This window comes from Streptococcus infantis, from assembly GCF_047463315.1.
Classification (GTDB): domain Bacteria; phylum Bacillota; class Bacilli; order Lactobacillales; family Streptococcaceae; genus Streptococcus; species Streptococcus infantis_AB.
This window is the reverse complement of record NZ_JASHEB010000005.1, coordinates 145,531-158,224: the sequence shown is the minus strand read 5'-3', so window position 1 is coordinate 158,224 and position 12,694 is coordinate 145,531. Positions and strand designations below refer to the sequence as shown.

Annotated in this window: 5 protein-coding genes; 1 reads left to right on the top strand and 4 read right to left on the bottom strand. The window is 41.4% G+C overall.

Annotated features, from left to right (window positions below):
• Positions 1-19: 19 nt before the first annotated feature.
• From QM857_RS06905 to QM857_RS06895, 3 genes are all read right to left on the bottom strand, one after another.
• A complete protein-coding gene (locus QM857_RS06905) occupies positions 20-844 on the bottom strand; it encodes an alpha/beta hydrolase (RefSeq protein ID WP_414275488.1) in 825 nt (274 codons plus the stop codon).
• A gap of 125 nt (positions 845-969) precedes the next feature.
• Positions 970-2,184 carry a tRNA uracil 4-sulfurtransferase ThiI gene (thiI, locus tag QM857_RS06900; RefSeq protein WP_414275487.1) on the bottom strand — a complete coding sequence of 405 codons (1,215 nt, stop codon included), beginning with the start codon at positions 2,182-2,184 and terminating at the stop codon, positions 970-972.
• Between the two features lie 8 nt (positions 2,185-2,192).
• Complete coding sequence (locus tag QM857_RS06895) at positions 2,193-3,335, bottom strand: cysteine desulfurase family protein (RefSeq protein ID WP_414275486.1); 1,143 nt, start codon at positions 3,333-3,335, stop codon at positions 2,193-2,195.
• Positions 3,336-3,471: 136 nt separating this feature from the next.
• On the opposite strand from QM857_RS06895, the gene QM857_RS06890 reads away from it, so the two are divergent.
• On the top strand, positions 3,472-3,873 hold the full coding sequence (locus QM857_RS06890) for a DUF6556 family protein (RefSeq protein WP_006153423.1): 402 nt from the start codon (positions 3,472-3,474) through the stop codon (positions 3,871-3,873).
• Positions 3,874-4,017: 144 nt separating this feature from the next.
• Here QM857_RS06890 and QM857_RS06885 read toward each other — a convergent pair whose 3' ends face one another.
• A complete protein-coding gene (locus QM857_RS06885; protein WP_414275485.1) occupies positions 4,018-12,621 on the bottom strand; it encodes an SIALI-17 repeat-containing surface protein in 8,604 nt (2,867 codons plus the stop codon).
• Positions 12,622-12,694 lie beyond the last annotated feature (73 nt).

Below are 12,694 nucleotides of genomic sequence, written 5' to 3'. Positions count from 1 at the left end.
CCTGTCTCCTTTATACTAATTACCAATTCTCTGCAAAAAAGCGTAGGCAAGCTGGAAGATTTTCTGCCCATGGAATTTCATGGTGGATAGCCCCAGTCTGAACCTTGAGTGAAAGATTTTCTAACTGTACTCCTCCTGCTATCAAATCATGATAATAGCGAAGAGAAGAGTCAATATAGGCCTGCTTAATATTACCAGCCATAAGGGTCTTATCCGTGTCATCTGCTTCTTCCGTCCCGACATAGATAAAGACTCGTTGATCAGGTAATAGTTTTTTACGCTCCATATAGCGATCAAAGGCCTCTTGGTGAAGCCAGTTGGCTGATGAGAACACTCCCAAACACCCAATCTGATCCTGATACTCCAAGCCAATAAACTGGGTAATATTACCTCCCAGAGAAGAACCAACCATAGCAGTATGCTTGCGGTCTGATTTTGTACGATAGTTTTCATCGATAAAGGGTTTGACCACTTCCATGACAAACTCAGCGTACTCGACACCTTTGCCACCAAACTGTTGACCGGGAATATTAGACTCCTGGAATTTCCATGCCGCATACTCATTCATCCGTCCTAGACCATCATTATCAATGGCAACTATAATCATGCGGCTGATATCTGGATTCCGTTTAATGGTAGGAATGATCTTCCATGAATGACCGACATAGGATTCTTTACTGTAAAAGACATTTTGACCATCATGGAAATAGACAACCGGATAAGTTCGATCCGTGTCTTTCTCGTAATTTTTCGGGAGGAGAACACGTACACGGCGCTCCTTGCCTGTGTAGGGAACCACCAATTTATGCTCTCGCATTTTTAGGTAAAAGTAGGATTGATTCATTGTCAGAAAACTCTCTATATTCAAAATTTTATCTTATTATAGCACAAAAATAGAAAAAAGTCGGTTTTCGTCCAAATTTAGGATAAAAACTAACTTTTTTTCTTAGGAATTTCAGTTTCTTTAAATTAAAGAAGATCTTCAATTAATTCATCGACAGCATCTTTTTCGGCTTGAGGGGTAATTTCAGTAATCATAATTCCTGCTACTGCTCGCTCAACCAATCCTTCAACATCCATACGTGTTTCATACTGTTCAGCATTCTTAATCTTTGGATTTGTTTTGGGACGATCAGGCGCAAAAATCGTACAGCAGTCTTCAAAAGGTTGGATAGAAATTTCAAAAGTATCAATTTCCTGCGCAATGTCAATGATTTCCAACTTGTCCATAGTTACAACTGGTCGGATAATCGGTGTATTGGTTACGGCATTGATAGCCTGCATACTTTCTAGGGTTTGGCTTGCCACCTGACCAAGACTTTCACCATTGATGATGACCAAACCTTTTCTCACTTCACGGATACGGTCTGTAATTCGCATCATAAAGCGACGTGTCAAAGTCATGAGGTAGGCTTCTGGAGCCTTGGCTTTAATTTCTTCTTGAATCTCCGTGAAAGGTACTTCGATAAACTGGATATTGCCACCAAATTTAGTCAATTTACGGGTCAAATCTTGGGCTTTTTTGAGGGCACCTGGACTGGTATATGGTGGACTAGCAAAGTGGACAGCCTCAATATCTACACCACGTTTCAGCGCAAGATAACCTGCTACGGGCGAATCAATCCCCCCTGACAACATAAGCATTCCTTTCCCAGAAGTTCCAACTGGTAAACCACCTGCCCCACGAATGGTCTCATAGGAAAGATAAGCCGCCTCTTCACGAATCTCCACTTGCAGATTGATATCGGGATTTTTCATCTGGGCTTGTACATTTGGAATGGCATCAAAAACAGCACCACCAAGAACTTGGTTGAGTTCACGACTATCCAGTTCAAAGTTGTGATCACTGCGTTTGCTAGAGATCTTAAAGGTCATGCCTTCCTTATAGATGTCCTGCATAATCTCTTGGACAGCAGATTTAAGAACCTCGACAGATTTTTCAACCTTATATACTGGAGAAAAGTTTTGAATCCCGAAAACCTGTTTGAGAGACTCAGCTACTGCTGCATAGTCGGCTCCATTAAGATAAGCATGGGCACGGTCGCGATCAGCAGTTACCTTGACTTGAGGATAGATAGATAAAACATCTGAGATATTATTACGTAGTTTATTGATGAAACGCATACGGTTTTTACCTTTGGTTGAAAGTTCCCCGTAGCGAATCATAATTTCTGAATATTGCATGAATGCTCCTATCTTACTTTTCTAGTTTGATTGTAAATTAATTTTAGTTTGGTCAAAAATTGCTCAACTTGACTCATGTCATTTTCTAGGTCTAGGCTGACGCGTACTGCTGACTGAGCCTTATCCTTTTCAACCCCCATGGCAATCAAGGTACCAGCAGGTTTTCCTGCCTTGGACGAGCAAGCAGAGGTTGTTGAAATGAAAATATCATAGTCTTCAAATGCATGAACGATGACTTCCCCACGGACACCCTTAATCCCAAAGGTCAGAATATGAGGAGCAAAATCTTCTTCTCCTGTGAAAACAAAAATATCTGGATATTCGAGTAGAGCTTGACGGATGACTGCCTTCATCTGACTTGTTTTGCTTGTAAACAAATCCAGTTTTTCCATGGCCAAACGTAAGGCCTTGGCTGTCGCAGCAATACCTGCTACATTCTCAGTCGTTGAACGATAATCACGCTCTTGGCCACCACCAGTTAATAGGGGGGTGATTTTCTTGCCAGACTTGATATAGACAAATCCAACACCACGAACGCCGTGGAACTTGTGACTAGAGAAGGTCGCAAAATCCACTCGGTCAGTCAAATATTTTTCTGTCGGAATCTTAGCTAAAGCTTGAACCGCATCAACATGGAAGGAAATCGTTGGCTTATCTGCTAATAGTTCTGAGATCGCTTGAATAGGTTGGATTGATCCAATTTCATTGTTAACAGCCATGATAGAAATAAGTGTGGTATCAGGTCGTATTAGACTTTTTAATACCTTCAAATCCACAAAACCTTGCTCATCTACTGGTGCAAAATCCACCTCAAATCCTTGAGTCTGAAGCCAAAGAGCAGACTCCTTAACCGCTGGATGCTCAATTTCTGACACGATGACGTGTTTACCAAACTGAGCTTTTTCAAAAGCGACACCTTTGATAACCCAGTTATCCCCTTCGGTACCACCAGAGGTAAAGAAGACTTCTTCACTTTTCTTACCAATTAAATCTGCAATTTGTTGACGAGAAGCTTCTAAAATTCTGGTAGACTGATCACCCAAACGATGAAGGCTAGATGGGTTACCAATAATTTTTGCAGACACCTGCATGTAAGTTTCAAGTACTTCAGGATAAGGCTTGGTCGTTGCCGAATTATCAAAGTAAATCATTGTTTCTCACACTTTCTAAAATCACTCCTTCTATTGTAACACGAAACAGTTCAGGCGACAAGAAATGCCGTTCAGGTTCATTTAAGTTTTTTTTAAAGATTTTGGGTATAATGAATCATGGTAAAGGAGAGAAATTATGTCTAACTATCGCAGAAAATCAAAACCTAAAACTGAACATATCAAAAAAGGCTTTACCGTCTTTCAAAAAACAATTGCAACTTTGGCCAGTATCCTTGGTTTGATTACAGCTAGTATCACTATCATGAATGCTTTAGATAAAAACAAGGATCATAAAGATACGACTCCACAAACAACCATTATCAAGGAAGTTCAAAAGGAAGCTCCCGCTGAATCCAATGCACCTGCACAAAGTCAGTCTAATAATCAAGAAACAACTCAAAAAGAAGAAGTTCAAACACCTAGCAAGAAGGAAGATACAAAATCAGATGACAATTCTCAGAAAAATGAGCAATCTGATTCTTCATCAAATACTCCAACTACTGAAGCAGGAGTTAGCGCTAATAACGGAGCATCCTAAACATTGCTCAACGCCAACGGTTACTTCGTTGGTGTTTTTATTTGTTAGTTTTTCATTTCATTTTTATCACAAAAAACCAGGAACTAATGTCCCTGGTTTTTCTTTTTTAAAACAAGATATTCTGCATCGAATGGAGATTCGTACTTAGTCTTCTTTCCCTTTTTTGATAAAGGTTGCAGAGAGAACCAATCCAAGACTAGCTAGGAAGGCTAAGCCTACTGAATCTTGCTCACCAGTTGCTGGAAGTTGACCTTTAGCTTCAGTCGCTGGTGCATTTGGTCCTCCTGGTTCTTGTTTTTGGTTTGTTGAACTTGAAGGTTGCTTGTGATCCGCAATTGGTGTAACTGAGTTTGCAACAGGTTCTTTATATTCTGGAACCTCATTCTTAGCTGCTTCAACCCAATTAACGCCACCCTTGAATTCTGGAAGCTCATTCTTGTCCGCTTCAACCCAATTAACGCCACCCTTGAATTCTGGGAGCTCATTCTTGTCCGCTTCAACCCAATTAACACCGCCCTTGAACTCTGGGATTTCATGAACAGCTGCTTCTGCAGCGTTGACGCCACCTGTAAATTCAGGAATTTCAACTACTGGTGGTTGCTGATCTCCCTTACTTGAAAGGACTTCAGGTTCCGGAGTTGGTTTCGGATCTGGAGTTGGCTCTGGATCTGGAGTTGGCTCTGGATCTGGAGTTGGCTCTGGATCTGGAGTTGGCTCTGGATCTGGAGTTGGCTCTGGATTTGGAGTTGGTTCTGGATCTGGAGTTGGTTTCGGATCTGGAGTTGGCTCTGGATCTGGAGTTGGTTTCGGATCTGGAGTTGGCTCTGGATCTGGAGTTGGTTCTGGATCTGGAGTTGTCTCTGGATCTGGAGTTGTCTCTGGATCTGGAGTTGGTTTCGGATCTGGAGTTGGTTCTGGAGTTGGTTTCGGATCTGGAGTTGGTTTCGGATCTGGAGTTGGCTCTGGATCTGGAGTTGGTTTCGGATCTGGAGTTGGTTTCGGATCTGGAGTTGGTTCTGGATCTGGAGTTGGTTTCGGATCTGGAGTTGGTTCTGGATCTGGAGTTGGTTGCTCAGGTTCTTCTGAAAGTTCTTGATAGTAAGTGGTCATTTCATAGAACTCTGGCTTGCCACCTTCCCAAATGAGTTTAACATCAAGTAACGGAGCCTTATCTCTCACTGCAAATGTTTGGAAGCTTGAGGTAATTTCGCCCAAATCTGTCCAAGCACCGTCTCTGTCTGTTTTCAGAGTGCGAGCAAGTAGACGCGCTGCTACTCCTTGAGGTAGACTAGAAACAAGTCGGATGTGGTTAGCGTCTGTTGGTTCTGACAAGTGGTAAACCAACTCACCTTGGTCTTTCTCAGCCTTATAGCTTGTCAAGACTTTGCCATCTACAAGATTTGTGTAAAGGTTGCCTCTACTTTCTCCACCATTTCCTTGAACAGTTGGGTCGTTGATAGGTTTCACAAATTCGCCGTCATTGATAACTAACTCAGTAAACCCAACAAAACGAGCATCGTAATTAGCAGTGAAGAGAACACGGAGATAGTTAGCTTTAACTGGTCTTGCAAGTTCACCCTCGATGTAGCGATTTCCAGGCATCTTAGAATCATGTGTCCATCCATCTGTCAATGAATCATCACGCATTTCATTAGCGACACCATCACCTACTGTCACAACATCTGTCCATGTCTTACCATCTTGACTAACCTGAATCTTACCATCACGAAGATAGTTCTTAGTACCATCTTGAATGTAAGCTCTAATCTTCTTGATTTCACGTTCGCTACCAAGTTTCAAGGTTATGTGACCATCTTTACGTGCATAGTCAGAGAACTCTACAAAGTTATTGTAAACGCCATCAAACAACTGATCCAAATTCTTGATCTTGCGAACATCATTTGCACCATAGTAGGCATCAATTCCCATAGATGTAGAATCAAGTTTAGTTGGCTCCACTTCTTTTGTCTTAACGAGTAGAGATGTCGCTGTCACTGCTTGTTCTTGGTCAGTCTTATTAACCAAACGAGCATAACGTACCAAGGACTTATCAGTTACTTGGCTAGCTGGATACCATTCTTGTGCATTTGGAGAGAATTCCAAGTCAAGGGCTGGATTTCCAATACCGATAGCCTGAATGCTTTCAGCCTGGTGTAGACGGTCTAGCTTCATACCCAAGTAGCTATGAGCTGGAAGCTTAGTTCCACTTGGAATTTGCATGTCATAATGACCTAGACTGTCATATACTGGAGTTGATTTCAAACTTTCAACATTAGTATCTGTCATCTCGCTATTGCCAGCACGTGTTTCAACTGAGAAGTCAGCGATACGCCACCATAGATTGATATTCTTGGTGTTACGAACACGGATGTAACGAGCTGAAATTGGAGTTTCAATTTCTTTGGTTTGTTCACCAGCTAAACGATCCAATTCTTGCCATGAAGTACCATCTGTAGAATACTCAAGAACACCTTCTGCCAATTTATCTCCAGAACCTTGAACGAGGCGAACCTTAGTTACAGGTTTGACTCCACCCAAGTCTAGTTGAACCCAACCATCGACTGGAGTTGTATCTGTTCGATCTGCATTTGCCAGCATGGCTTCTGTATTGTCACGACCATCTGTAATCTGAGCAACTGTCGTATTGTACTTGTACATAAGATTTGGACTGATGGTCACTGTAGCTGCCTGTTTAGGACGACTTACTTCTACAGGACGATTCACAGCGATTTCTCGTACAGCAAACCAAGTGTTCTCACGATCAGAAGTTGCAATCATTCGAACAGCTTTAGCATTGATATTGAGATTTTCAAATTTAAGAAGAGGCTCATTACCAGTGTAGCTTGGTTCAGAAAGTGTTACCCACTCATCATTTTCATTGAGGTACTCAACCTTAGCATTGTTAAAGGTATCGCGTGGATTTGCTTGAGTTCCCATTGCAAATGTCAAGTTTTGAATTGGAACAGCTTTATTAAATTTCAAACCAATATAGTCACCTGTTTGGATGCTGTTTGGTGATTTGATAAGGGCATGTGTTCCTAAATCTCCATCAGTGACTTCAGCAAGTCCACCTTCTACTCCTGTACGGTTTGTGATAAAGGTGCTGATTACTTGGTCTGGGTGTAGGGCTTTTTGAACTTCAGTTGCCAATACTTCACGAAGGCCAAGCAAGAATGGACGGATATGTTGTACACCCAACTCAGCTCTTTCATCATGGTCTACATAATGGAAAGTATAAGTTTGTGATTGTTCATAAAGTTTCAAGCCCTTGTAATAGCTATCCCAAAGTCTAGCAGAATCATTGTTTTCAATAGCTTCTGATCCATCTAGGAAAGCACTCAAAGCATCCATTTGGTCAATTGTATTATCCAACCAATAGTGGATTTGAGCACGCATCTTTTCGTCACCAGATGCTTTATAAAGTTGTGCTGCAGCTTTTAGTTTAGCAAATTCTGCACGCAATTCTTGACGCTCTGCATTGACATCTTGACCAGCTTTCAACTTAGACATGAAGGCCGCCAATTTTGGTGCGAGTTCAACAGACTCTTCCAACTTCACAACACGACCATCCATGTTTTGGTTGATCATATGTTTACCAAGTTCACGGAAGGCAACAGATGTTTCACTGTCAGTAAACTTACCTGTTTCAACAAAGTTGAAGGCGATGTCATTTACTTTCTTAGCTTCGTCTTCAGATTTCCATTGTTTCCATGCATACTGAGCTGCAGAGAAGAGGGCAATCTTAGAAGGCTCAGATTGTTGCATTGGATTCAACATGATACCTGAAAGGAGACTTGGGTCAACATTTGGATGAAGGAATTTCTCACCACCACCTAAAATTAAGTGTTGTTTAGAGTTGTCTGTACATGGCCAGTTAATCCATAGGGCAACTGGACGGTAGGTCTTACCACCTGTAGTTAGGTTATTCTTCAAATTAGATAAGAAGTTTTCGGACACTTCACCCCAAATCTTACCACCAGTAAGGGTCATAGAAGTTGAAGTTGGAAGATTTTCATTTAGAGATTTCAACTCATCTTCACGACCATTACCCCAATACTGACCTGGGACAAAAATCATTTCCTTACGAAGGCCAACATAAGTTGCTTGTTTTTCAGTCAACCAATCTGTCATGTCCTTCATCAAGCGATTGTAGCTATTGTAGCCACCAACTGGACTTGGAGCATCATCGGCCAAAATACCGAACTCACGTACGCCGACATCCATCAATTGAGTGAACTTAGCCTTAATGGTCTCAAGGTCTTTTTGGTAGTCAGTGTCATTACCAAAGCGGATACGGTTGTTCATGAATGGGTGGATGGTCCAAACATAGCGAGTCTTATTTTGGTTTCCGACACGCGCCAATTCACGGATTTCAGCTAATTTTTCTTCTGGATAGAGTTCACGCCATTTCTTGTTGTGGTATGGATCGTCTTTTGGAGCAAAGAAGTATTGAGTCAACTTCAAGTCACCACCATAGCGCATCAATTCAGCACGATCAGCATTGCTCCATGGATTTCCATAGTAACCTTCGATAAAACCACGATTCTTAATTTCAGCGTAGTCTTCAACAGTTACATTACGTAAAACTGGAGCTTCACTTTCATTAAGCATGTGTTTAAGAGTCGTCAATCCATAGAAGACAGCATCTGTATCTTTACCGACGATAGAGATTGTATTGTTCTTGATTGACAAAGCATAAGCATCGATCTTATCAAAGAGTCCTTGAGAAATACCAGATATTTCTTTTTCAGCCTGTGAATGTTGACCATGAACACCAAGATAGATATTTGTAGCACCTGCTACTGCTGCTTGACTACTTGTATAAGAGATTTGATGATCTTGTAGTACACTCTTCAAGCGGTTGCGAGTATAAATATCTAGATGGTCTCCCATAACAAGATTAACTTGTTTTTGAAGTTTAGTGACACCTTCTCCATAAGTGACTTTTTGTGGTGTTGGGAATACCTTGTATTCTTTCTTGAGATAGTCTTGGCTTTGTGCTGCAGCAGCAATCGCATCATCACTAGCTGGTTTTGTAGCTACAAAGCTATCAGCAAGTTCAGTTGTACCATCGCCCACCTCTTCAACTCTTGGTTGTTCTGGAGTCACCGGTTTCTCAGGAGTTTCCGGTTTTTCTGGAACAACTGGTTCTTCTGTTTCACTATCAGAAAGCGGCTTGAGTAGTTGAATTTCTGCGGCACTACCAAATCCTGCGACACCTGACAGAACTTTAAATTCTACCTTATTAGTTTCAACTGCTGCAAAATTAACAGTTTTTTCTTTAGTATTATTTTCCCAAGTTCCTGAAGCAACCTTAACCATTTGACCATCTTTTTGAGCATAGATTTCATAAGAGGTCACAACTCCGTTACCACCACCTGGACGTGGAAGATAAGTCAAACCATTGACTTTTTCAGGAGCGTTCAAATTCATGGCAACGGTATAAGGAGCACGGTCTCCAGTCCATTTAGAATGCCAGAAGGTATTTGGATCATTATCGAAAGCTTTTTCAACTGGTCCTTCATTCTCTGTTCCTGGTGTTTCCTGACTAGTTGCAGAAACTGTGAAGTGATCTGTTGGGATTAAACGTGGGTTTACAAATGCTTCATTCGACAATTCTGCACTATGCAAGATTCCTTGGAAGCCACCGATTGTTTCAAGTGGAAGTACCAAGCTATTGTGAGCCAAGCGAGGATGAGCTGGATTTGCAATCCGTTCAACCTTTTCACCGTCTACATAAACTTCTGTTTTTTGTGGTTTCGTAACAACAGAGATTTGATAACGTTTATTCTTCTCTAGCTTCTTGTTAAATTGAATATGGAATTGTTCAAATTTATAAGCTAAGTAGCCATCCTTGTCCGCAAGGTAAAGTTGGTTGTCCCCACTTGTAGAGAAGACTTGCTCTCCATCACCTGTAACAGTTACATCCAATTTCAAAACGTGACTAGGACCAACATCACCTACTAAACCTTCGATACTAGAATCTTTTTCGAAGTTCAAACCTGCTTCTGTTTTCTTCACATTCTTAGCAAGATAATCTTTGACAGTCTCAGGATTAATCTTGAACAAATCTTCTTCAGAAACGGTCTTATCTGGATTAGATTGTGGTGCATAAACACTTGTTGGTTGGATACGGTCTGCATAGGTCTTAGCTGCACGATCTGAACCCCAAGTGCGTTCTGCAGTTGATTGCATACTCTTGAAGAAACGTTTAAAGATATCGTAAGAAGTAAGTCCTGTTTCATGTAGGTCAATGTTGTCATTCCAGACTGCATGACCACCACCAAGGATATTTGGATTAGATGCTTCTAGGCGTGGTCCTCCACCTGTTGAGAAGTCATTTGGTGTCCAGCGATTGTATTGAGTTTCGTAGTTAGCATAATCGCCATAACCACCTTGACTGTTGCTTCCGCTTGGGACACTATAGGTTGGAATATCTGTGATATTGATAATCTTGGCACCCTGAGCAATTGCTGCCTGTGGACGTTGCCAACCAATACTCCAGATATCAACTTCTACTCCATTCCAATCAACTGGCGTTGTGCCAGGCTTAGCACTAAGTGAGCCCCAAATACGAGGTGTATAACCTTTTCCTTTGATGTACTGAATCATATCGTTGACGTAGCGACGATAGCTTTCTCTACTGCCGTAGTACTCATCAGTTCCGATATGAACTGTTGAGACACCATGAAGTGGTGCATTTTCTCCATCGAGCAATTTATCATAGACTGATTTAACAAAAGCAAGAGTTTCTTCGTACTTATTATCCAAGTCCAACATAGCAACACGTTCTACATTGTGCTTACCTCTGTAATCGCTCAGACTACCTTTATACATAAGGTCTGGACGAACTTTAACAAAGGACAAAGCGTGACCTGGTGTGTCAATCTCAGGAACAAGGTTGATATGCAAAGCTTTAGCCAACTTGATGATCTGTTGCATTTCTTCCTTAGTATAATGCTCGTCTGATGTTAATTTTTCACCATTTTCACCGACAACATCAGTTTCTACACGGAAGCCTGTCTTAGCATTTTTAAGAACATAATCCAGTTCCTCTTGAGGAGTAAGATTTTTCCCTGCTAAATGATCTTTTAAGAAGATATAGTTGTCATTCAAGTGCAACTGCAAGTCGTTCATCTTGTAGTAGGCCATATTGAGCATGATATCTACAAGCGTATCATAAGGGATAAACTTACGACCTGTATCTAGCATAAAGCCACGGTGACTAAAGCTTGGGTAATCACGGATTTCTCCGTTTTGCAAATCATTTTCTCCCAACTGAAGGAGGGTACGTGTAGCATAAAATGCTCCTGCATTGGTCGCAGCTTCTACAGTGATAACTCCATCTTTAATGGTGATACCATAGCCTTCTTTGCCATAACCCTTGTCTTCAACCTTTTTGAACTCAATACGGTTTTGCGCTTCTTGACCACCGGTTGCGACTTCCAAACCACGATTTTCAAGGTCAGTTTGGTAGAACTTAGCTTCCTTATCAAATCCAGAATTCCCAACGGAAATGACAGTTTCAGAAGTAATAGAAGTTTTACCTTCAGTGCCGTACCATTGTTGAACTGCTGGGGCAACTGCAGGTTTAGTCCCAACGCCTTCATCAGCGTGCAAACCTTTAATGACAACTTCAAATTCTTTTGTGAAGGTATGGTTATCATTGGTTTGTTGGACCATCACTTTGACATGTTGTTCTGTCAGCGGTGTGTAGATTTTATTATTTAGGTCGATAACACCTTGCTTATTGCTTCCAATCAAGTTAACTTGACCAGGTAATTTAGGCAATACAAGTGATTTTCCGTCTTCAGCAACCGCTATTTCTGTAACTTGACGAATATCTGTTGGTTTGCTGGTGTCTGGAATATTTGAGTAGGCACGAATTTCTTGAATACCCACATTTTTCCATTGCATAGTACCGGCTTGATAATCTGTAATTTCAAGTTTAAGATACTTAGCTTGAACGGCTTCTTTTAAGTCAACTTTTTCATCTAGAACTGGAGTTCCTGTTCGTTGATGAGCCAACTTCCATTCTCCAGGACCTGATCCATTGACTTCGTCTTGACCTGCATAATAGAGATTCCAAGATTTGATATTTGGATCATTTTGCTCGCCACGAACACGACGATCCCAATCAATTTCCACATGCTTGATTAAGGTTGTCTTTTCAAGTTTAAATTCGATTGTTGGTTTCACAACATCACGGTCAGTTGCCCAACGAGTATCTGGATTTCCATCAATCGCCTTCTCAGCTGTAAATGGTGTGTTGGCTTCATGGTTTGATGCTGTCGCAGTAGCCTTTTCCAAATGATTGACATCTGGAGTTTCAACCAAATCTTTAGTAACTGGAGTTTCTGCTGGTTTAGCTACTGGTGCTGCTTCTTCTTTTGGAGTTTCTGCTGGTTTTGGTGTTGCTTCTTCCTTAGGAACTGGAGTTTCTGCTGGTTTTGGAGCTACTTCTCCAGTATTTTCAGGCTGAGCTTCCGCATCAGTCGGATTCGTTTCAGTAGGATCAGTTGGTTTTGCTGATTCAGCTTTTTCAATGGCTGCTGCTATATCCGCTGGTAACTTATCCAGGGGCTGAACCTGTGTCACCGTGCCTTCTGTCTCTGCAGGCCCTTCTGTTTCTGCTGCTTGAACCATACCAGCACCAAAAATGCTTGCACCAATCATGACAGAAGCAGCGCCTATTGCAAACTTACGTATACTGTAATGACACCGTCTCTCAAAAAAATGTTTTCCCATTTTCTTTATTTCCTTTCCCACGCTTAAATCGGGTAAGCGTTATCATTTCCCTTTTAAAAAGGGAGGACCAAGA

Bases quoted from the DNA above. Each gene is read 5' to 3' on its own strand.
- QM857_RS06885 (WP_414275485.1), bottom strand. From the start codon at position 12,621: ATGGGAAAACATTTTTTTGAGAGACGGTGTCATTACAGTATACGTAAG.
- QM857_RS06890 (WP_006153423.1), top strand. From the start codon at position 3,472: ATGTCTAACTATCGCAGAAAATCAAAACCTAAAACTGAACATATCAAA.
- thiI (WP_414275487.1), bottom strand. From the start codon at position 2,184: ATGCAATATTCAGAAATTATGATTCGCTACGGGGAACTTTCAACCAAA.
- QM857_RS06895 (WP_414275486.1), bottom strand. From the start codon at position 3,335: ATGATTTACTTTGATAATTCGGCAACGACCAAGCCTTATCCTGAAGTA.
- QM857_RS06905 (WP_414275488.1), bottom strand. From the start codon at position 844: ATGAATCAATCCTACTTTTACCTAAAAATGCGAGAGCATAAATTGGTG.